The 20,708-nt window shown below is 65.5% G+C and carries 16 protein-coding genes; 12 read left to right on the top strand and 4 right to left on the bottom strand.

The genetic code is table 11. The features are described 5' to 3' along the window. Positions 1-132: 132 nt before the first annotated feature. A complete protein-coding gene (hemN, locus tag AC1DDA_RS01195; RefSeq protein WP_476794303.1) occupies positions 133-1,476 on the top strand; it encodes an oxygen-independent coproporphyrinogen III oxidase in 1,344 nt (447 codons plus the stop codon). A gap of 115 nt (positions 1,477-1,591) precedes the next feature. Here the strand turns inward: hemN and AC1DDA_RS01190 are convergent, their stop codons facing one another. Beyond that, complete coding sequence (locus tag AC1DDA_RS01190) at positions 1,592-2,851, bottom strand: ROK family transcriptional regulator (protein ID WP_476794302.1); 1,260 nt, start codon at positions 2,849-2,851, stop codon at positions 1,592-1,594. 164 nt (positions 2,852-3,015) lie between these two features. Here AC1DDA_RS01190 and AC1DDA_RS01185 point away from each other — a divergent pair, with 164 nt between their 5' ends. The 11 genes from AC1DDA_RS01185 (at position 3,016) to AC1DDA_RS01135 (ending at position 15,339) form a co-directional block, all read left to right on the top strand. After that, entirely contained in the window at positions 3,016-4,275 is a 1,260-nt protein-coding gene (locus tag AC1DDA_RS01185; RefSeq protein ID WP_476794301.1) for an extracellular solute-binding protein, read from the top strand. A 153-nt stretch (positions 4,276-4,428) separates the two neighbouring features. Then, positions 4,429-5,364, top strand: coding sequence for a carbohydrate ABC transporter permease (locus AC1DDA_RS01180; protein WP_476794300.1), 936 nt, complete (start codon positions 4,429-4,431; stop codon positions 5,362-5,364). After that, a complete protein-coding gene (locus AC1DDA_RS01175) occupies positions 5,364-6,206 on the top strand; it encodes a carbohydrate ABC transporter permease (RefSeq protein WP_476794299.1) in 843 nt (280 codons plus the stop codon). Before AC1DDA_RS01180 ends, AC1DDA_RS01175 begins: the two co-directional genes overlap by 1 nt. A gap of 7 nt (positions 6,207-6,213) precedes the next feature. After that, positions 6,214-7,731: an argininosuccinate lyase gene (gene argH, locus AC1DDA_RS01170; protein ID WP_476794298.1), complete on the top strand. Its 1,518-nt coding sequence runs from the start codon at positions 6,214-6,216 to the stop codon at positions 7,729-7,731. Then, positions 7,731-8,798, top strand: coding sequence for an ABC transporter ATP-binding protein (locus AC1DDA_RS01165; protein WP_476794297.1), 1,068 nt, complete (start codon positions 7,731-7,733; stop codon positions 8,796-8,798). The genes argH and AC1DDA_RS01165 overlap by 1 nt, the downstream gene beginning before the upstream one ends. Next, the gene (locus tag AC1DDA_RS01160; RefSeq protein ID WP_476794296.1) at positions 8,798-9,754 is read left to right on the top strand and encodes a carbohydrate kinase family protein; all 957 of its coding nucleotides are present in this window, start codon (positions 8,798-8,800) and stop codon (positions 9,752-9,754) included. The genes AC1DDA_RS01165 and AC1DDA_RS01160 overlap by 1 nt, the downstream gene beginning before the upstream one ends. 73 nt (positions 9,755-9,827) lie before the next feature. Next, on the top strand, positions 9,828-10,775 hold the full coding sequence (locus AC1DDA_RS01155; RefSeq protein WP_476794295.1) for an SIS domain-containing protein: 948 nt from the start codon (positions 9,828-9,830) through the stop codon (positions 10,773-10,775). Between the two features lie 278 nt (positions 10,776-11,053). After that, complete coding sequence (locus tag AC1DDA_RS01150; protein WP_441511433.1) at positions 11,054-12,061, top strand: iron ABC transporter substrate-binding protein; 1,008 nt, start codon at positions 11,054-11,056, stop codon at positions 12,059-12,061. 55 nt (positions 12,062-12,116) lie between these two features. Continuing rightward, positions 12,117-13,697 (top strand): ABC transporter permease, encoded by a 1,581-nt coding sequence (locus AC1DDA_RS01145; protein ID WP_476794294.1) that lies wholly within the window; start codon positions 12,117-12,119, stop codon positions 13,695-13,697. Further along, positions 13,694-14,737, top strand: coding sequence for an ABC transporter ATP-binding protein (locus AC1DDA_RS01140; protein ID WP_476794293.1), 1,044 nt, complete (start codon positions 13,694-13,696; stop codon positions 14,735-14,737). The genes AC1DDA_RS01145 and AC1DDA_RS01140 overlap by 4 nt, the downstream gene beginning before the upstream one ends. A 290-nt stretch (positions 14,738-15,027) precedes the next feature. Beyond that, complete coding sequence (locus AC1DDA_RS01135; protein WP_476794292.1) at positions 15,028-15,339, top strand: hypothetical protein; 312 nt, start codon at positions 15,028-15,030, stop codon at positions 15,337-15,339. Between the two features lie 224 nt (positions 15,340-15,563). Here the strand turns inward: AC1DDA_RS01135 and AC1DDA_RS01130 are convergent, their stop codons facing one another. From AC1DDA_RS01130 to AC1DDA_RS01120, 3 genes are read right to left on the bottom strand one after another with little or no spacing between them, the layout of a single operon-like run. Next, the gene (locus tag AC1DDA_RS01130; RefSeq protein ID WP_476794291.1) at positions 15,564-17,111 is read right to left on the bottom strand and encodes a SpoVR family protein; all 1,548 of its coding nucleotides are present in this window, start codon (positions 17,109-17,111) and stop codon (positions 15,564-15,566) included. 11 nt (positions 17,112-17,122) lie between these two features. Continuing rightward, positions 17,123-18,430, bottom strand: coding sequence for a YeaH/YhbH family protein (locus tag AC1DDA_RS01125; RefSeq protein WP_476794290.1), 1,308 nt, complete (start codon positions 18,428-18,430; stop codon positions 17,123-17,125). A gap of 19 nt (positions 18,431-18,449) precedes the next feature. Next, complete coding sequence (locus AC1DDA_RS01120) at positions 18,450-20,399, bottom strand: PrkA family serine protein kinase (protein ID WP_476794289.1); 1,950 nt, start codon at positions 20,397-20,399, stop codon at positions 18,450-18,452. Positions 20,400-20,708: the final 309 nt, after the last annotated feature.

The raw sequence follows: 20,708 nt of genomic DNA, 5'->3' as shown, positions 1-20,708 counted from the left end.
AGTTTCCAAACGGTCTCTAACCGACGCCCGTATGGAAGCAGGCTGACAAAGCGCTGTTTGCCGCATGTCAAAGACGAGGATCGGCCTGACGACTAACCAAGGGCTCGATTGAACGTCGACTGGAGCCGCGCCATGCAGGCCACGCCATATCGAGACGAGCGGCTGCCGCGTTACACCAGCTACCCGGCAGCCCCTCACTTCCACGCGGAAGTGGACGGGTCATCCTATGCGAAGTGGCTGAAGACGCTCGCGGCCGGGACGACCACGTCGCTCTACCTGCACGTCCCGTTCTGCCGCTCGATGTGCTGGTATTGCGGTTGCCACACCACCGTGGCGCTGCGCAACGGCCCGATCATCGACTATCTCGCCGCGCTGCGCGGCGAAATCGCTTTGGTGGCCGAGCACCTTTCCTCTCCCGTCGACGTGCGTCACATCCATTTCGGCGGCGGCACCCCGACGATCCTCGAGCCGGCGGATTTCGTCGCGCTGGTCGGATTGCTGCGCCGGCATTTCACCGTCCACCCCGACGCCGAGATCGCGGTGGAGATCGATCCGCGCCGCCTCGAACCGCCCATGGCTGCCGCCTTGGCCGCTGCCGGCGTGAACCGCGCGAGCCTCGGGGTGCAGAGCTTCGACCCCGCCGTGCAGAAGGCGATCAACCGCATTCAGAGCATCGAGCAGACCGCCGCCGTGGTCGCGGGGCTTCGCGAGGCGGGAATCGGCGCCATCAGCTTCGACCTGATCTACGGCCTGCCGCAGCAGACGCTGCAATCCTGCCTCGACACCGTCGAGCAATGCCTGGCGATGCGACCCGACCGGTTCTCGATCTTCGGCTACGCCCATGTCCCGGAATTCAAGAAGCATCAGCGCCGGATCGCCACCGAGGACCTGCCCGGCGGACTAGCGCGGCACGAGCAGGCGGAGGCGATGGCGCGCAGCCTCGCCGCGGCCGGCTATGTCCGCATCGGGCTCGATCATTTCGCCCGGCCGGACGATGCGATGGCCCGGGCGCTGCCGGAAGGCCGGCTCCGCCGCAACTTCCAGGGCTATACAACCGATCCCTGCGAGGCGCTGATCGGCTTTGGGGCATCGGCGATCGGGCGGTTGCCGCAGGGCTATGTCCAGAACGAGGTGGTCACCGGCCGCTATGCGGAGCGCATCGCCGAGAGCGTGCTGCCCACAGCCAGGGGCTACCGCTTGAGCGCCGAGGATCGCCTGCGGGCCGAACTGATCGAGCGCGTGATGTGCGATCTCGCAGTGGATATCGACGCGGTCTGCGCGCGGCACCCTGTCGATCCCCAGGTGCTGACCCCTGCGCTGCGCGCCCTCGATCAATTGGCGTCGGAGGGGGTGGTCGACTTTGACGGCAGCCGCGTGCTGCTCCCGGAGAATGCGCGCCTGTTCGTGCGCAAGGTCGCGTCGGTTTTCGATGCTTATGTCGAACAGTCGCCGCGCCGCTACAGCCGGGCCGTCTAGGCGTTCTCCGCCATCGCCATCACGCTATTCGGCGGGTGCCCGCCGCGGTCATCGCGCGCATCTGGCTGCCGAGCTTGGCTGCTCTGGGTGCGTGTGCGCGTCGGCCTGTCCGCGCTCAGGATGGCGAAGAGCCGTCGGCCGCCGCTGGCTCGCCTTCGTCGGCATTTGTCGGGTTGCGCACGAGCCGCGGCGCCGTCGCGTCAAGGAGCGGCAGCGCCGCCGCGCCGAGCGCTGCGGTGAATTGGCCGGTGGCGCCGCGCTGGACACGCGGGACGGAGCGATCGCCACGCCGTGCTACGGAGAGCGGCAACGGACCGGCGGCCGCGATCAGCGCATCGATGATGCTGTCCGGCAGCGCGCCGCCAAGCACAATGGTCTCCGGATCGAACAGATTCTCCAGCAACCCCAGCACCGGAGCGAGCAACGACCCCGCCTGCGCGATCCAGCCCGTCATGACGGGATGCCCCTCGGCATGGAGGCGCGCGATTCCGTCGGCATCGATCCGGTCGATGCCGGCGCGGCGCAACGCGTCCCGCAGCGCCGGCGGCGAGACATAGCGTTCGAGGCAGCCCTGGCGGCCGCAGATGCAGGCCTCGCCATGCGGCACCACCGGAATATGGCCGATCTCGCCGGCATTGCCGAAGGCGCCGCGATAGGGCTCGCCGTCGAACATCAACCCAAGGCCGAGACCGAGGCCGAAATAGACCAGGCAGAAATGCCGCAGATTGCGGCCGATCCCGTAGAGATGTTCGCCGACCGCCGCGGCGGTGGCGTCGTTTTCGATGGTGACGGGGGCGCCGAGCGCCGCGCTCATCAGCGCCGTGACATCATGGCCGGTCCAGCCCGGCAGCGCCGTCGAGCCGACGGTGAGTGTGCCCTCGAAATCGAAAGGACCGGGCATCACCACGCCGCAGCCGAGCAGTCGCTCCGGCAGTCCCGGCGTCGCCCGCGCCCGCGCCAGCTCGCCCGCAGCCAGTGCTTGCACCGCCTCCACGGCCAGGTCGGGGAGGGGGGCGACGCGCTGCGCCCTGACGTCCCCGGTCAGGTCGACCAGCACCGTGGTGATGTGGTCCGCGGCGATTTCCATGCCGGCGGTCAGGCCGCCATCGGCATTGATCGCGAACTCGACCGGCGGCTGGCCCCGCGCCGTGCGCCGTCGGCCCAGCTCGATCAGATATCCCTCGTCCAGCAACTCGGCGACGATGTTCGAGGCGGTCTGGGCGGTCAGCCGGGTCAGGTGGGCGATGTCCGAGCGGCCGAGCCGGCCATGCTGTCGCAAGGTCTCGAGCACAACGCGGCGGTTGTGGTGGCGCGCCCTTTCGGGGTTGGCGCCGAGGGCGGCGCTGTGCGCTGCAGGGGGCTTGCGGTGCGGCATCGGAAACCGGGCTTCTTCGTTCGAGCAAGCTGCGACGGCTATTAATTCAATTCAAGTGAATTAATAGGTTGACAGCAATCCTGCGCCGGGAAAAGCATGGCGCCAGACAGCCCAGCCTGCCGGGGAGCAGATGAAACGGGCGTCGTAACCAGAGGGGAGAGGCCATGCGCGGCTTTCGCGGATTGTTCCTGGGCATGTTGATGTCGGTCGGCGCCATCGCCGGCGCCCGCGCCCAGGCGGTCGAGATCGAATATTGGCAGTATGTGTTCGACGCTCGCGTCAAGGCGATGAACGAGCTGATCAAGCGCTTCGAGGCCGCCAATCCGAACATCAAGGTCAAGCACACGACCTTCCCCTATGCCGACTACCAGACCAAGATCGTCGCGGCGGCGCCCGCCGGCCAGGGGCCGGACGTCGTCCAGCTCTTCTACGGTTGGGTCGACAACTTCATCGCCGGCAAGGTCATCCGGCCGCTGCCGCGCGACGCCTTCCCGCCGGAGATGATCGAGAAGGAATTCTATCCGATCGTCTCGGCGATGAAGCGCGATGGCGAGTATTACGGCCTGCCCACGGCGGTGCGCTCGCTGGCGCTGTTCTACAACAAGAAGATTTTCCAGGAGGCGGGTCTCGATCCGGCCAAGCCGCCGAAGACGCTCGACGAGTTCCTCGACGTCGCCAAGAAGACCACCAAGCGCGACGGCGCCGGCAACATGCTGCAAGCCGGCGTGACGCTCGACATCCCCGGCCAGGACTATCACTGGTGGCGCGAGGTGCTGCTGCGCCAGATGGGCGGCAAACCCTATTCCGACGACAACAAAACCGTCACCTATGACAGCGAGGCCGGCGCCAAGTCGCTGGCTTGGTATGCCGATCTCCAGCGCGTCCACAAGGTCGGGCTCGCCGGCTTCATGGACGAAGGGCAGGCTGCCTTCCGCGCCGGCCGTGCGGCGATGACAATCGACGGCTCGTTCCGCCTAGGTGCCTTCGGCGGCATCAAGAATTTCGAGTGGGGCGTCGCAGAGCTGCCGGCTGGCCCGGACGGGACGAAGTCGAACTTCGCCAGCTACTGGGTCAATGCCATCACCACGAAGCCGACCGGCGAGAAACTCGAGGCGGCCAAGAAATTCATGGCCTTCGTCACCTCACCGGAATCGATGCAGCTCTGGCTGGAGACGGTCGGCGAGCTGCCGGCGCGCAAGTCAGCCGCCGAGACCGAGAAGAACCTCGCCCATCCCGTCTACGGCCCGTTCCTCAAGGCGCTGAACTATTCGCAGGCGACGGTTTTCGTCGACGAGATGCCGCAGCGCCAGGTGATCCTCGACATGGCCAACCGCGTTCTGCTCCAGAACCAGGAGCCCAAGGCGGCACTTGCCGAGGCCGCCAAGGCCGAGCAGGCGATCCTCGACCGCTTCTACAAGAAGTGAGAGCCTGACCGGGACGATCTCGTCATTCCGGACAAGCGGCGAAAGCCGCGCAGCGCCGGAATCCATTGTAGCGTGCAGCCTTATGATGGATTCCGGGCCTTCGCTCCGCTCCGCCCGGAATGACGGGCGGATGGGCCAACGGATACCGCGCAGATGAGTCTCTCGACACAGAACCACAGGGCGCAGGGCCGCCTTTGGCTGGGCCTCAGCCTGCGGCAGAAGCAGGTCGTCTGGGCCTGGACCTTCCTGGCCGTGCCGATCCTGTTCTACGGGCTGGTCCGCTTCTATCCGACGCTCGAGGCCTTCGTGATCTCGACCACGAAGTGGAACCTGATGACGCCGCCGACCTTCGTCGGCCTCGCCAATTTCGAGCGCCTGCTGAGCGATCCCGTGTTCTGGAAAGTGTTCGCGAACACCTTCCTCTACCTGATCATCGGCACGCCGCTGAGCCTGATCCTGTCCTTCGTGATCGCCTATCACCTCGACCGTGTCCGCTTCATGCACGGTTTCATCCGGGCGCTGTATTTCTTGCCTTTCCTCACCACGGCGGCGGCGATGGCCTGGGTCTGGCGCTGGTTCTACCAGCCGGTGCCGATCGGCCTGTTCAACAATTTGCTCGCCGGGCTCGGCATCGCGCAGCAGCCCTTCCTGCGCTCGACGACGCAGGCGCTGCCGGCCGTGCTCGCCCCGGCGATCTGGGCGGGGCTGGGCTTCCAGGTGGTGATCTTCCTCGCCGGCCTGCGCGCGATCCCGACCACCTATTACGAGGCGGCGCGCATCGACGGGCTCCCCGATTTCGCCATCCTCAGGCGGATCACCCTGCCGCTGCTCAAGCCGACGATCATCTTCCTCGTCGTCTTCTCCTCGATCGGATTCCTGCGGATCTTCGATCAGGTCTACAACATGACCAGCCAGACGAGCAGCGATCCCGGCGGGCCGCTGAACGCGACCAAGCCGCTCGTGCTGATGATCTACCAGACTGCATTTTCCTCGTTCGACATGGGCTATGCCGCCGCCCAGACCGTCGTGCTCTTCCTCGTCCTGCTCTGCGTCTCGCTGCTGCAGCTGCGCCTGCTGAGGGATCGCTGATGAGCGCAGTCGCCTCGTCTCTCTCCGGCCGCACCACGCCGGGTCGCATCCTCGCCTGGCTGCTGCTCTTCGGCGGGGGCCTCATGATGGTGACGCCGCTTGCCTTCATGTTCGCGACCTCGCTGAAGGATTCCTCCGAGATCTACGATCTCGCCTTCTTCCCGGCCCATCCGACGCTCGAGAACTACGTCACGGTTCTCTCTGACGGCCGTTTCCTGCGCTGGTTCGCGAATTCCTTCGGCATCGCGGCCGTCGTGACGCTCTCCAACGTCTTCTTCGACAGCCTTGTCGGCTACACGCTGGCGAAGTTCCGGTTCCGCGGTCGCTATCTCGTCTTCATCGCCATCCTCTCGACCCTGATGATTCCGACGGAGATGCTGGTCATCCCCTGGTACGTCATGGCCAAGAACTTCGGCTGGCTCGACAGCTACTGGGGCATCATGTTCCCGGGCATGATGACCGCCTTCGGCACCTTCCTGATGAAGCAGTTCTTCGAGACGGTGCCGAACGACTTCCTCGAGGCGGCGCGCGTCGACGGCCTCAACGAGTTCGCAATCTTCTGGCGTATCGCCATGCCGCTGGTGACGCCGGCGCTCTCGGCGCTCGCGATCTTCACCTTCCTGAGCAACTGGACGGCCTTCATCTGGCCGCTGATCGTGACCACGAGCAAGGAACTCTACACGCTCCCTGTCGGCCTCACGAGCTTCGCCGTCGAGGCGCAGGTGCAATGGGAGCTGATCATGACGGGGGCGGCGCTTGCGACCCTGCCGACGCTCACCGTCTTCCTGGTGCTGCAGCGCTACATCGTCCGCGGTGTCGTGCTCGCCGGGCTGAAGGGGTAAGTCCGATATGACCGACAACACCGATCCGCGCCTGCGCGACAGCTCCGTTTTTCCCGACCCGGTCTACAAGGAGACGGTGCTGCGCCCGCTCTTCGACGGGGCGAGGACCCATCATGTCGAGGGTTTCCGCGCCATCGACCGCGCACATCTCCTCATGCTGGCCGAGACAGGCATTCTCCCCCGTGAGACGGCTGCGGAGATCGCCCGAGCCCTCACTGCGATCGAGCAGGAAATCGATCCCGCGACGCTCAGCTACACCGGCGAGGTCGAGGATTATTTCTTCCTGGTCGAGGCCGAGCTGCGCAAGCGCCTGAAACCGGAGGATGACGGCCGGCTGCACACCGGCCGGTCCCGCAACGACATTGACCACACCTTGTTCAAGCTGGCGCTGAAGCCACGGCTCGACCGGCTAAGCCAACGTCTGCGCGCCGTCATTGCCGCCGCGCTGACGCTGGCCGAGCGCGAAAAGGCGACGCTGATCGTTGCCTATACCCACGGTCAGCCGGCCCAACCCTCGACGCTCGGACACTATCTCGCCGCCGCCATCGAGGTGATGCTGCGCGACCATCAGCGCCTGATGCAGGCACGCGAACTCCTCGATCTCTGCCCGATGGGCGCCGCCGCGATCACCACATCCGGCTTCCCGCTCGATCGTCACCGCGTCGCGCATCTGCTCGGCTTCAAGGCGCCGCTGCAGAACTCCTATGGCTGCATCGCCGCGGTCGACTACGTGACCAGCGTCTTCAGCGCGGTCGAACTCGTCTTCCTGCATCTCGGCCGCGTGGTTCAGGACCTGCAGTTCTGGACCGCCTTCGAGGTCGGGCAGATCTATGTTCCCAATGCCTTCGTGCAGATCTCGTCGATCATGCCGCAGAAGCGCAATCCGGTGCCGATCGAACATCTGCGCCACCTCTCCTCGCAGACGATGAGCCGCGCCCGCATGGCCCGCGACATCGTCCACAACACGCCCTTCACCGACATGAACGACAGCGAGGGCGAGACCCAGGAAGCGGGCTATCAGGCCTTCGAGACGGGTGGGCGCGTGCTTGATCTGCTCGCCGCGCTGCTGCCGACGCTTACGGTCGACAGCCGCCGTGTCGCCGAGACGATCCGCCGGTCCTGCATCACGATCACCGAGCTTGCCGACACGCTGGTGCGCCGTGAGGGGTTGCCGTTCCGCGTCGCGCACGAGATCGCCTCGGCGGTCGCGCGCGCCGTGGTCGCGAAGGATGGCGACCTGCAGGGGGATGGCTACGAGGCCTTTGCGAATGCCTTCCGCCATGCCGTCGGCCGCGAGCCTGCCCTGAGCCGCGAGGATTTCGCGCTCGCCGTCTCGCCGGAGAACTTCGTCGCCCTGCGCGAGCGTTTCGGCGGGCCGGGCCCGAAGGCCTTGGGCGCAGCGCTTGCCGGCTATCGCACCGAGCTTGCTGCAGCCGAGGACGCCGCCACCGCGATGGCGCAGCGCGAGGAGGCCGCGCGGCAGGAATTGAACGGCGCATTCGCCGCCTTGGCAGGAGCCGTCTGATGGCCGGGATTGCGATCGAGAAGCTGGTCAAGCGCTATGGCCCGACGCAGGTCGTGCACGGCATCGACCTCGACATCCGCGATGGCGAGTTCGTCGTCTTCGTCGGCCCCTCCGGCTGCGGCAAGTCGACGACGCTGCGCATGATCGCCGGTCTCGAAGAGATCGACGGCGGTTCCATCGCGATCGGGGGGCGCGTCGTCAACCAGCTGGAGCCGAAGCAGCGGAACATCGCGATGGTGTTCCAGAACTATGCGATCTACCCGCATATGAGCGTGGCCGAGAACATTGCCTTCGGCCTCTACACCTCCGGGCTCGACAAGGCGCAGAAGCGCAAGCGCGTCGAGGAGGTCGGCGAAGTGCTCGGCCTGACCGCGTTGCTGGAACGCCGGCCTTCGGCCCTGTCCGGCGGCCAGCGTCAGCGCGTCGCGATCGGGCGCGCCATGGTGCGCGATCCGGCCGTCTTCCTGTTCGACGAGCCGCTCTCCAATCTCGACGCACAGCTGCGCGGGCAGATGCGGCTCGAGATCAAGCGGCTGCATCAGCGGCTTGGCACCACCATCGTCTTCGTCACCCACGACCAGGTCGAGGCGATGACGCTGGCCGACCGGATCGTGGTGATGCGCGACGGGCGCATCCTGCAGGTCGGTGCCCCGATGGAACTTTACGAGAAGCCGGCGAATGTCTTCACGGCCCGTTTCATCGGCTCGCCGACGATGAACATCGTGCCGGCGAAAGCGACCTCCGAAGCCGGTCGGAGCATCCTCCAGCTCGGCGAGGCCCCGCTCTCCTGGTCCGGCCCGCTTCCGGCCGACCTGCTGGTCGGCGTCCGCCCGCAGGAGTTGCGCGTGCTGGAGCCGGGCGAGGGCGCTGACCTCGTTCTCTGCGGGACGGTCGCAGTGGTCGAGCCGCTCGGGCCAGAGACCTTCGTGCATGTCGAGGCCGAGGGCGGCCTCCTGCTTGCCTCGGCGCCGGCCAAGCGGCCGCCTGCCATCGGCGCCGCAGTCAGGCTCGGCGCACCGGCATCGGCGCTGCGTCTGTTCGACGCCAAAAGCGAGCAGGCCCTGTGATGGCCGATCGACCACAGTCGGACGGTCTGGTGCTGAGCATCGGTCGGCTCTATTGCGATCTCGTTTTCCGGGGATTGGCGGCCATGCCGCGGCTTGGCGAGGAGCGTTTCGCCGACGAGGTCGCCGTCGTGCCCGGTGGCGGCGGCTTCATTACCGCTGCGCATCTGATCGGGCTCGGCCGGGCGGCCGGCCTGCTCGCGCGCCTCGGCGAGGACCCGATCTCGCAGGCGCTGCGGCCCGCACTGGAAGACAGCGGCGTCGATCTCGCCTTTCTCGAATGTGCGGCCGATGCCGGTCCGCAGCTCACCGTCGCGATGATCAAGGATGGCGAGCGCGCCTTTCTCTCGCGCCGTGCCGGCCCGGCACGCCCGGCGACACTGGAGGCAGCACTCGCCGATACCCGTGCCTGCCATCTCCACATCGCCGAATTCGCGACGCTGGCCGAGATTCCCGATCTGGCGAGCGAAGCCCGCCGGCACAACCTCACGGTCTCGCTCGATCCGAGCTGGGACGACGCGCTCATCCGCTCGCCCGATCTCATCGCGCGATGCAGCGGCATCGATATCTTCCTGCCCAACGCCGCCGAAGCCTGCGTGATCGCCGGCTGCGACGATCTCGAACTCGCGGGGCAGCGCCTCGCCGAGCACTTCGCCTTGGTGGCGATCAAGGATGGCGGCGCCGGTGCCCGGCTCTACCACGGCGGCGAGCAGATCATCCTGCCCGCTGCGCCTTGCCGTGAGGTGCTCGATACCACCGGCGCCGGCGACGCCTTCAATGCCGGCTTCCTTGCAGCCTGGCTTGCGGGAAGCTCGCCCGCGCGTGCGCTCGCCGAGGGCATCGTCAGCGGCACGCTTTCGGTGCAGAGTGTCGGGGGGGCAGGCAGCAGGCTCGACCCGCGGCAGGTGGGTCACCTCGCCGACCAACTGCTCGAAACACCTTTGCGCCGTCATGGTTGAAGCACTGCTTACCCTGGAAGCGGCCGAGTCCGCAGCGGTCGCGCTCCGCCAACGGGCGGAGAACGCGGCCATCATGGTCGATCTGGCCGAGCGCCTGCGCATCAAGCGGCCGGCCTTCGTCACGACCTGCGCGCGCGGCTCGTCGGACCATGCCGCAACCTACGGCAAATATCTGATCGAGCTGGCTCTCGGTCTGCCGGTCGCCTCGCTCGGACCCAGCCTCGCTTCGGTCTATGGCGGCGAGCTCGACCTCTCCCGTGCCTTGTTCATCGCCGTGTCGCAGTCGGGCCGCAGCCCCGACGCCTTGCGCCTGACCGAAGCCGCGAAGCGTGCTGACGCGCTCGTGGTCGGCTTCGTCAATGACGAGGCCTCGCCGCTCGCGGGGATGGTAGACGTGCTCGTGCCGTTGCGGGCCGGGCCGGAGCACAGCGTCGCAGCGACCAAGAGCTTTCTCGCCACCTGTCTCGCCTTCCTGCATCTCACGGCCGAATGGACACGGGACGATGCCCTGTCCGCCGCGCTGGCGCAGGCGCCCGAAGCGCTCGACGCTGCCGGGCACTGCGACTGGGGACCGGCTCTCTCGACCTGGCGCGAGGCGCGTAGCCTCTATGTGATCGGGCGAGGCCTGAGCTTCGGCATCGCGCAGGAGATCGCGCTCAAGTTCAAGGAGACTTGCCGGATCCACGCGGAGGCCTTCAGCGCCGCCGAGGTGCGGCACGGCCCGCTGGCTCTGGTCGAGCCGGGCTTCCCGGCACTGGCTCTGGACCCCGGCGACGAAGGCAGCGCGAGCGTCTGCGCCGCAGCATCCGCCCTGGCGCAGCTCGGCGCGGACCTGCGCTATGCCGTTGCGAGCGAGGAGGGTGTCGACAAGAGCCTGCCCCTGCCGCCTGCGCTGCCGGCTCCGCTGCTACCCCTGGCGCAAGTTCGCGCGTTTTACGGCGCGGTCGCGACTCTGGCGAAAAGCCGCGGCCTCGATCCCGATCGGCCGCCCCATTTGGCCAAGGTAACGCGGACGGTGTGAGCGGGCGTCGTCGGCGAGGGGTCCGGCGCGGCCGAACAGCTTGTCCGCGACAATCGCGACGCTGAGCGTGCCGGGGTCGAGGCATCCCGCGAGACATAGCCGGCTCGTTGAAGATCTTGCCGGGGAGGGCGGTGAAACGAACCCCGAAAGTAGTGCTTGTCGGCGGATTCGTATTGTTTCGAAAGATTATAAACTAGACAATAATAATTGACAGCTTTGACGCTTGGGAATCTAACGCCGGCCCAGTTCACGAACTGCGTTGGCAGGAGAAGGTTACCATGGCGTCGTACTCGTCCCTTGCTCTCCGTATCGGCGTTCTCGCCGTCACCCTCGCCGCGGCGAACGCGGTTCGGGCTCAGGACGGAATCACGGTCTACAACGCCCAGCATGCCAGCCTGACGCAGGCCTGGGCCGACGGCTTCACCAAGGAGACCGGCATCAAGGTGACGATCCGCAAGGGGTCGGATACCGAACTCGCGAACCAGATCGTCCAGGAGGGCGCGTCCTCTCCAGCGGACGTCTTCGTCACCGAGAATTCCCCGGCCATGGTGCTGGTCGAGAAGGCCGGGCTGTTCGAGACGCTGCCCAAGGACGTTCTCGATCAGGTTCCGGCGCAGTTTCGTCCGGCGAGCGGGCGCTGGACGGGCGTTGCCGCGCGCAGCACCGTCTTCGTCTACGACAAGCGCAAGCTGAAGGAAGCCGACCTCCCGAAGTCGATGCTGGACCTCGCCGACGCCAAGTGGAAGGGCCGCTGGGCCGCCTCGCCGTCGGGCGCCGACTTCCAGGCGATCGTCGGCGCGCTCCTCGTTCTCAAGGGCGAGAAGGCCACGGGCGACTGGCTCAAGGCGATGAAGGACAACTCCAGCGCCTACCGCGGCAACAGCGTCGCCATGAAGGCGGTCAATGCCGGCGAGGTCGAGGGCGCGCTGATCTACCATTATTATTACTTCGGCGATCAGGCGAAGACGGGCGAAAACAGTGGCAATGTCGGGCTGCACTATTTCCGCGGCCAGGACCCCGGCGCCTTCCTGAGCACTTCGGGCGCGGGCGTGCTCGAATCCAGCAAGCACAAGAAGGAGGCGGAGGCCTTCGTGAAGTGGATGACCGGCAAGCACGGCCAGGCCGTGCTGCGCGAGGGCGATTCTTTCGAATACGCCATCGGCAATGGCGAGGCTTCGAACCCGAAGCTGGAGCCGATCGCCAAGCTCGACGCACCGAAGGTCGAGCCCTCGCAGCTCGACAGCAAGAAGGTCACCGAGTTGATGACCGCCGCCGGCCTGCTCTGACCCGGTTGCGTCGATCGAATGCGCGTGCGAGATGCCCTCGCACGCGCATTGTCCCATGACCGTTTCTCTGTCCGTCGATACGCCGGCTCTGCCGGTTTTGCCGCTCAGGCGGCAACGCAATCTCGCTGGCCGGGCAATGCTGCTGCTCGCCGGGGGCGTCTCCGTCTGCGCCCTGCTGCCGTTGGGATTCATCGTCTGGATTGCGATCGAAACCGGCTGGCAGACGGCCTTCTCGCTGATCTGGCGGCCGCGCGTCGGCGAACTGCTCGTCAACACGCTGCTGCTCGAACTGTGCACGCTGCCGCCCGCGATCCTGCTGGCGGTGGCGCTGGCCTGGCTCACCGAGCGCAGCGACATGCCCGGCGCGAAATTCCTGTCCTGGCTCGCGGTCGCACCGCTCGCAGTGCCAGCCTTCGTCCAGTCCTACGCCTGGGTCAGCCTCCTGCCGCGCTTCCACGGGCTTGCGGCGGCGGTGCTGGTTTCGGTCCTCGCCTATCTACCATTCCTTTATCTGCCCGTGGCCGCGCAGATTCGCCGGCTCGACCCTGAACTCGAGCATGTCGCGGCCTCGCTCGGGCAGTCTCCGCCGCGCGTGCTCCTGCGGGTGGTTCTGCCGCAGCTGCGGCTGGCGATCTGTGGCGGCAGCCTGCTGGTCGGGCTGCATCTGCTCGCGGAATACGGGCTCTACGCCATGATCCGCTTCGACACCTTCACCACCGCGATCATCGACCAGTTCCAGTCGAGCTATAACGGCCCGGCGGCGAACATGCTCGCGGGCGTGCTGGTGCTGAGCTGCTGCGGCCTCATCGGGCTCGAATGGCTGCTGCGCGGCGGCGCACGCTACGCCCGGCTCGGCTCCGGCGCCCCGCGCCCGGCGCCGCGCCAGCGGCTGGGGCGCTGGCGGCTGCCGGCCCTGGCGCTGCCGCTTGCCTTTGCCGCCCTCAGTCTCGGCGTGCCCATCCTGACACTCACGCGCTGGCTCATGGCCGCGGGCGAGGATGTCTGGCGGCAGAACGCGCTGGCCGCATCCCTTGCCGAGACGCTGGGCTATGCGGCTGCCGGCGCCTGCGTCGCGGCTGCAGCCGCGCTGCCGATGGCGTGGCTGTCGGTGCGCGCGCCTAGCCGGTTCACCCGCTTCCTGGAAAGTTGCCATAGCTATCTCGGCGCGCTGCCGGGCGTCGTGGTAGCGTTGGCCCTCGTCACCGTGACCGTGCGCATCGCCTTGCCGCTCTACCAGACCGTCGCGACCGTGGTCTTCGCTTACGTCCTGATGTTCCTGCCGCGCGCGTTGGTCGGGCTGCGTGCAGGCATCGCGCAGGTTCCGGTCGAACTGGAGCGCGCCGCGGCGGCGCTCGGCCGCAACCCGGCCCACGCGCTTCTGACGGTGACGCTGCCGCTCGCGGCGCCCGGCGTCGCCGCTGCGATGGCGCTGGTCGCGATGGGCGTGGCGACCGAGCTGACCGCGACATTGCTGCTTGCTCCCAACGGCACCCGGACGCTGGCGACTGAGTTCTGGGCGCTCACCAGCGAGCTCGACTATGCGAATGCCGCGCCCTATGCCGTGCTGATGATCCTTCTCTCGTTGCCGATGACCGCGCTGCTGCACGCTCAGGCACGCAAATCCCTCGGCGCATGACCCAGCTCGTCATCTCGGATGTCTCGAAGCGCTATGGCGCCATCGCGGCGTTGGATCGCGTATCCCTTGCTGTGGAGGCGGGCCGCCGCGTCGCCATCGTAGGCCCTTCCGGGTCGGGAAAGACGACGCTGCTGCGCGTCATCGCCGGCTTCGAAGCGCCCGATGCGGGAACGGTGGTGCTCGACGGGCAGGTGCTGGCCGACGGGCCGGCGATCGCCCCCGCGCATCGGCGCCGGATCGGTTATGTCGCCCAGGACGGGGCCTTGTTCCCGCATCTCGACGTGGCCGGCAATGTGGGCTTCGGCATCCCGCGAAACGAGCCTGACCGGGCGGCCCGCTTGCGCGAGCTGATGGAGCTGGTCGAGCTTGATCCAGCGATGCTGGAGCGCCGGCCGCACGAACTCTCGGGAGGGCAGCAGCAGCGCGTTGCGCTTGCCCGCGCACTGGCCCGGAAGCCGGCGCTGATGCTGCTCGACGAGCCGTTCTCGGCGCTCGATACAGGGCTGCGCGAGAGTGTTCGGCAAGCTGTTGCGCGCGTGCTGGCCAAGGCTGGCATCACCACCATCCTTGTCACCCACGATCAGGGCGAGGCGCTGTCCTTTGCCGATCAACTCGCGGTGATGCGGGAGGGCCGGTTGGTGCAGACGGGCCGACCAGCCGAGCTTTACTGGCGGCCGGCGGATGTCGAAACGGCCCTGTTCCTTGGCAATGCCGTCCTGTTCGAGGCCGAAATCGCGGAGGGGAGTGTCTCCTGCGGGCTGGGCGAGTTCGAAGCCGAGACCGGCGGCCGCCGCGGGGCAGGCACGATCATGCTCCGGCCGGAGCAGTTCCTGCTGTCGCCGACCGCCCCAGGTCACGAAGCCTTCATCGAGAACGTCGCGTTCCGGGGCGCACAATGCACTGTGACGCTGCGGACGAACCACGGCGGAGAGGGCATCCGTTTCACCGCGCAGGTTTCGAGCATGGACCGGCCGCAGATCGGACAGACCGTTTTCGTGTCTGTGAAGGGCGAGCCGTTCCTGCTGCCCGGCTCCCGATAGGCGCCGAACCGCGACCCACCGTTTGGCATTCGATCGGCCGGTGTATGGCTGCTCCTTGATCGCCCACGCGAAGAGGAGCCGTCGCCCGAGACCTCCTTCCAGCGTGCGCCTTCATGCGCGCTTCATGCGGCGTTTTCGCTTCCCTAAGCGCGTGCTGCCGCCAGCCGTCCTTTTCTGAGGTAACGCCGAGCCGGAGTGGCTGCTTGGAAGATGAACGTACGCGAACAACCCCGTTCAGGCCGCGTTCCGTAACCGAATGCTCTACTGGCTAGAGCGAAAGGGAGATTCCCATGCGTCGGTTAGCAATCACGGCATTTGTTGGCTTCGGTATTGCCGCTTCATTGACGTCGGCACACGCCAGCGAGGCGCTGCCGGCAGATGTTGCGCGGCGCCTCGACAAGCAGGCGGCCGAATTCACGATGAGCGAAGCCAAGCGCGAGCGCCTGATGATCATTCAGGAGAATATGGGGCGCCAGCGCTACTATGAACGCCGTCACGGCTATGGTGGCGGGTACGGATACGGCTACGGACGCCGATATGGTGGTCCGCCGCCCTGGGCGCCGGCATATGGCTATCGCCGCGACTACGATGACCGTTGGTGATCGGGCGCGGGGACAGCAATGACGGACACCTGCGATAGGTTGGGCGAGCTCCCCCTTTCGCGGGATCAAGACACCAGGCATCGCTCTACAGCCCATTCCGCCGAACCGGGTGCCCGGTTAAGGTCCGTCTTCGAGGTTCTGGTGAAAGGTGGCCGCGAATTGCCGGCCATCCGGCGCCGGCGCGCCTGAAAAGCGCAGTTCAGGGGCCGGTCCTCTCGGAGGCGTTACGCTAGCTGACGGCTGGACCGTTCGTAGATCCTCGCTCCCGTCTGCGCATCCACTCCCTCCAGAACGACGTCATAGCCCCAGAGCTGGTGGATACGGCGCAGCGTCGCATCGCAGCTCGCGCTTTCCAGCAGAATGCCGCCATTGATCCGGTGTTGCAGGCGCAGATGCCTCTGGCCGAGCAGATCCACATCCACGACCTGGATATCTGAATAGCTCGTTCCGATGTCGTATTTCTGGGCGAGTGCGGCGCGTATCCGTTCGTAGCCGCGTTCGTTATGGATCGACGCTACGGTGTAGAAGCGCTCATCGGCCGCGTCGGATAGCACGAACATCCGCCATTTTCGGATCAGAGCCGGACTCAGATACTGGCGCATGAAGGATTCGTCGCGGTGATTGGCCCAGGCGTCGAGCAGGATTGCGCGCCAATCGCCTTTGCCCGCGATTTCGGGAAACCAGTCACGATCCTCAGAAGTGGGCTCGGTGGCGATGCGCTGGATGTCCTGCATCATGTCCAGGCCGAGCGCATAAGGATTGATGCCGGAAAAGCGGGGATCGTCGAAGGCAGGCTGGAAGACGACATTCGAGTGGTTGCGCAGGATTTCCAGCATGGCGCCTTCGCTGATCCGGCCCTGGTCGAACAACGCATTCATGACCGTATAGTGCACGAAGGTCGCGCAGCCTTCGTTCATCACCTGCGTCTGCCGCTGCGGGTAGAAGTACTGCGCGATGACGCGGACGATTCTGAGGATCTCGCGCTGCCAGGGCTCGAGGATCAGGCTGTTCTTTTCGAGGAAATAGAGGAGGTTTTCTTCCGGGAGATTGAGCGCCTTCTTCCGCTCGGCGACGCTGGCTTCCGCCTCGTCGGCCTTGCTGCCATCGGCCGGGCGCGGGACGGTGCGCCAGAGATCGTTATAGGAGCGCTCTTCGTACTCCAGCCGCTCGCGCAGCCCTTCGCGCTGCTTGTCGGATGAGAGCTTGGGAGGGCGGCGATAGCGAAACACGCCCTGGTCCATCAGCGCGTGCGCGGCATCCAGAATCGCTTCCACCGCCGCGACGCCGTGTCTTTCCTCGCAGCGGGCGATGAAGCCCTTGGCGAAATCGAGATAGCCCAGGATGGCGCTGGCATCCGTCCATTGCTGGAACAGATAGTTGTTCTTGAAAAAGTGGTTGTGGCCCAATGCCGCGTGAGCGGTCACCAGGGCCTGCAAGGCCATGGTGTTCTCTTCCATCAGATAGACGATGCAGGGATTGGAGTTGATCACCAGCTCATAGGCGAGGCCGCGCCCACCCTTGCGATAGAGCAGTTCGTGATGGAGGAAATGCTTGCCGAAGGACCAGTGGCGATACATCAGCGGCATGCCGATGGAAGAGTACGCATCGAGCATCTGCTCGGAAGAAATGACTTCCATCTGAACCGGATAGATATCGAGGTGGAGTTCTTCCTTCGCGACGGCCTCGATGACGTCGTAAGCATGCGAGAGGGTCTGGAAGTTCCAGTCGGAGCCGGAAAACAGCAAGTCGGATCTGTGCGCGTACCTGGGCATCGGCGCTCCTCTCAGTCGCGCTGCAGTGCCGGTTGCTTCGTGAAGAGCTGGCGAAAGACCGGGTAGATGTCGGCCGCCTTGGCGATGCGGCTCATGTCGAAATTCGGCCATCTGTCCCTGACCGTCCGATAAGCACGCCAGAGCGATGTCCCGTTGTCCGTGGAGCCGAAGATCTCGCTCTCGCGCTCGTCGATGATCTCGACATAGGCGAAATACTGGCACAGGCGCATGATCTCGCCGTCCATCAGGCTGAGGCAGCGATCGGAATCCGTGGCGAGGTTGTCGCCGTCCGACGCCTGGGCGGCATAGATGTTCCATTCCCGGCTTGGATAGCGCTGCGTGATGATGCGCTGCATCTCCTCCAGCGCCGTCGAGACGACGGTGCCCCCGCTCTGCGTGCTGTAGAAGAAGGTCTCCTCATCCACCTCCTTGGCCTCATGGGTATGGCGGATGAAGACGATGTCGGTGCGGTCGTAGCGGCGCTTCAGGAACAGATGCAGCAGGACGAAGAAGCGCTTGGCGAGGTCCTTTTCGCGTTCGCCCATGGAGCCGGAGACGTCCATGAGGCAGAACATCACCGCCTTCGCGTTCGGAAGGGGCTGCGGGTCAAAACGGTTGAAGCGGATATCGACCGGGTCGACGAAGGCGATAACGCGACGACGGCGTTCCAGCCGGTCGAGTTCCTCGCGCAAGGCGGCGATGCGCTGGCGGGTCTCGGGATCTGTCCGGCCGGCGTCGAGGCTGGCCAGCTCGCGCAGGATCGCCTCGAGCTCCTCGCGTTTGGGTCGCCGGAGCGCAATTCGGCGGCCGTGACTGTTCCGCATGGTGCGCGCGACGCTGATGTTCGTCGGCGACCCGCTCACCGAAAAGCCGGCCCGTCGCGGCTTGAAGGCGAGAATTTCCTTGAGATTGAGCTTGACCATGTCGGGAAGCTCGAGATCCTCGAAGAACAGGTCGAGCACCTCTTCGCGCGACAGAACGAAGCGAAAATCATCCTCGGATGACTGCGAGCCCGGTGCCGATCCGGCTCCGCCGCCTTGGCCCGGCTTCGGCATCCGGTCGCCCGCGGAGAAATGCTTGTTGCCGGGCAGGACGTACTGGCGATGTCCGCTATCCTTCGCAACGCGGAAGTTCGGCTCGCTCGTCTCGTTCGCCGGCACCGAGACGACATGCTCACCATCCGCGTCGGCGATCTTCCCGGCTCGGATCTGTTCCTGGATGTTTCGCTTCAGCTCCGTGCGCACGCGGCGCAGGAAGCGCTGGCGATTGCCAAGGCTTTTGTCCTTCGGGTTCAATCGACGGTCGATGAAGATGGGCATGGGACCGCTCGGGCCGACGTTAACCCGCCTTGTTCACGCGCATGTACCAATCCACGAGGCGCCGGACCTGGCGCTCGGTATAGCCCCGCTCCACCATGCGCTCGACGAAACCCAGGTGCCGCTTCTCGGTCACGCTGTCCTGCTTCGAGCCGAAACTGATGACGGGCAGCAGGTCCTCAACCTGTCCGAACATTCGCTTCTCGATGACTTCGCGCAGCTTTTCGTAGCTGGTCCATGACGGGTTGCGGCCGTTGTTGCGGGCCCGCGCACGCAGCGTGAACTTCACGACCTCGTTACGGAAATCTTTGGGATTGGCGATGCCGGCCGGCTTCTCGATCTGGGACAATTCATTGTCCAGAACCTGCCGGTTGAGGATCTGGCCGGTATCGGGGTCCTTGTAGTCCTGATCTTCCACCCATGCATCGGCATAGGCGATGTAGCGGTCGAACAGGTTCTGCCCGTACTCCCCGTAGGATTCGAGATAGGCCTTCTGGATCTCGTGGCCGATGAATTCGGCGTAGCGCGTCGCGAGTTCCGACTTGATGAAGTCGAGATAGGCCGCTTCCGTTTCCTTGGGGAACTGCTCGCGCTTGATGGCTCCTTCCAGGATGTACATCAGGTGCACGGGATCGGCAGCGAGCTCTTGCGTATCGTAGTTGAATGTCTGCGAAAGGATCTTGAAGGCGAAGCGCGTGCTCACGCCGGTCATGCCTTCGTCGACTCCGGCGGCGTCGCGGTATTCCTGGATCGCCTTCGCCTTCGGCTCCAGCTCCTTGAGGTTCTCGCCGTCATAGACGCGCATCTTGGTATAGAGGGGCGAATTCTCGAATTCGGTCAGCCGTGTCGAGACCGAGAAGCGGCTGAGAATATCGAGCACTTCGGGCGCGCAGGGACTGTCGGCAAGCTCGCTCTCGCGCAGCAGCTTCTCGTAGATCTCCCGCTCTTCGGTGACGCGCAGGCAATAGGGCACCTTGACCACCATAATGCGGTCGAGGAAGGCCTCGTTGTTCTTGTTGCTCTTGAACTGCAGCCATTCGGACTCGTTGGAGTGAGCCAGAACGATGCCCTGATAGGGGAATGCGCCGAAGTTCTCGGTGCCGTTATAGCTGCCCTCCTGGGTCGCGGTGAGCAGGGGATGCAGAACCTTGATCGGCGCCTTGAACATCTCGACGAATTCGAGCAGGCCCTGCGTCGTCCGGTTCAGCCCGCCGCTATAGGAGTAGGCGTCCGGGTCCGACTGGCTGAAATTTTCGAGCTGGCGGATATCCACCTTGCCGACCAGCGTCGACACATCCTGGTTGTTCTCGTCCCCCGGCTCGGTCTTGGCGATGCCGATCTGGCGCAGCCGCGACGGCATCAGCCTAACCACGCTGAACTTGGAGATGTCGCCGGATAATTCGTCCAGCCGCTTCGCTGCCCACGGCGAAATGAGGCCGTTCAGCCTGCGCCGCGCGATGCCGTATTTGTCCTCGAAGAGGCCGCCCATGCGCTCGGGATGGAACAGGCCCAGCGGCGATTCGAAAATAGGGCTGATCTTGCCGCCCACCTTGAGCGTGTAGAACGGCCGCTCCTCCATGAGCTTCTTCAGCCGCTCCGCCAGCGAGGACTTCCCGCCGCCGACGGGCCCGAGCAGGTAGAGGATCTGCTTGCGCTCCTCCAGCCCTTGCGAGGCATAGCGAAAATAACCTGCGATCCGCTCGATCGTATCCTCCATGCCGTAGAAATCGGCGAAGGAAGGATAGATCTTGATGGTCCGATTGGCGAAAATCCGACCCAGCCGCTCATCCTTGCTGGTATCGAGAAGTTTCGGTGCGCCGATCGCATCGACCATCCGCTCGGCCGCGGATGCATACATCGACTTATCTTCGCGACATGCCAGCAGATATTCCTGCAGGCTCATCTCCTCCTGTGAGTAGCTCCGATAATCCTCGGAGAATAAGCGGAATACCTCGCTGTCTCTCTCGATCATGGCAGCCATCCACCGATCGGTGGTCTCCTCGACGACGGCCCTCAACATTCAACAGATGATAGTCGCGCAAGTTCCTGTCCAGTGCCTGAACGGCTGCTGCGACAACGGCGCTGCGCCGTCGGGGCAGTCAAGCGTTCGGGCGGCCGACATCTCTCTGCTGCAGGCGGCGGCCTAGCGCCCTGACGATATGATGCATCACGCGTGCCATCGTGGCGGTGGGTGCATTCATTGTCTTGCTGCGGCTGCCGTGCACGGGCTGCGATTCGCAAGACCTCCAGTGAGCATGGTCGCAAATGACCCTGTATTCAA

Source organism: Allobosea sp. 10N428 (assembly GCF_056394545.1).
This window is presented reverse-complemented; position numbering and strand designations above follow the sequence as displayed.

Bases quoted from the DNA above. Each gene is read 5' to 3' on its own strand.
- hemN (WP_476794303.1), top strand. From the start codon at position 133: ATGCAGGCCACGCCATATCGAGACGAGCGGCTGCCGCGTTACACCAGC.
- AC1DDA_RS01190 (WP_476794302.1), bottom strand. From the start codon at position 2,851: ATGCCGCACCGCAAGCCCCCTGCAGCGCACAGCGCCGCCCTCGGCGCC.
- AC1DDA_RS01185 (WP_476794301.1), top strand. From the start codon at position 3,016: ATGCGCGGCTTTCGCGGATTGTTCCTGGGCATGTTGATGTCGGTCGGC.
- AC1DDA_RS01180 (WP_476794300.1), top strand. From the start codon at position 4,429: ATGAGTCTCTCGACACAGAACCACAGGGCGCAGGGCCGCCTTTGGCTG.
- AC1DDA_RS01175 (WP_476794299.1), top strand. From the start codon at position 5,364: ATGAGCGCAGTCGCCTCGTCTCTCTCCGGCCGCACCACGCCGGGTCGC.
- argH (WP_476794298.1), top strand. From the start codon at position 6,214: ATGACCGACAACACCGATCCGCGCCTGCGCGACAGCTCCGTTTTTCCC.
- AC1DDA_RS01165 (WP_476794297.1), top strand. From the start codon at position 7,731: ATGGCCGGGATTGCGATCGAGAAGCTGGTCAAGCGCTATGGCCCGACG.
- AC1DDA_RS01160 (WP_476794296.1), top strand. From the start codon at position 8,798: ATGGCCGATCGACCACAGTCGGACGGTCTGGTGCTGAGCATCGGTCGG.
- AC1DDA_RS01155 (WP_476794295.1), top strand. From the start codon at position 9,828: ATGGTCGATCTGGCCGAGCGCCTGCGCATCAAGCGGCCGGCCTTCGTC.
- AC1DDA_RS01150 (WP_441511433.1), top strand. From the start codon at position 11,054: ATGGCGTCGTACTCGTCCCTTGCTCTCCGTATCGGCGTTCTCGCCGTC.
- AC1DDA_RS01145 (WP_476794294.1), top strand. From the start codon at position 12,117: ATGACCGTTTCTCTGTCCGTCGATACGCCGGCTCTGCCGGTTTTGCCG.
- AC1DDA_RS01140 (WP_476794293.1), top strand. From the start codon at position 13,694: ATGACCCAGCTCGTCATCTCGGATGTCTCGAAGCGCTATGGCGCCATC.
- AC1DDA_RS01135 (WP_476794292.1), top strand. From the start codon at position 15,028: ATGCGTCGGTTAGCAATCACGGCATTTGTTGGCTTCGGTATTGCCGCT.
- AC1DDA_RS01130 (WP_476794291.1), bottom strand. From the start codon at position 17,111: ATGCCCAGGTACGCGCACAGATCCGACTTGCTGTTTTCCGGCTCCGAC.
- AC1DDA_RS01125 (WP_476794290.1), bottom strand. From the start codon at position 18,430: ATGCCCATCTTCATCGACCGTCGATTGAACCCGAAGGACAAAAGCCTT.
- AC1DDA_RS01120 (WP_476794289.1), bottom strand. From the start codon at position 20,399: ATGATCGAGAGAGACAGCGAGGTATTCCGCTTATTCTCCGAGGATTAT.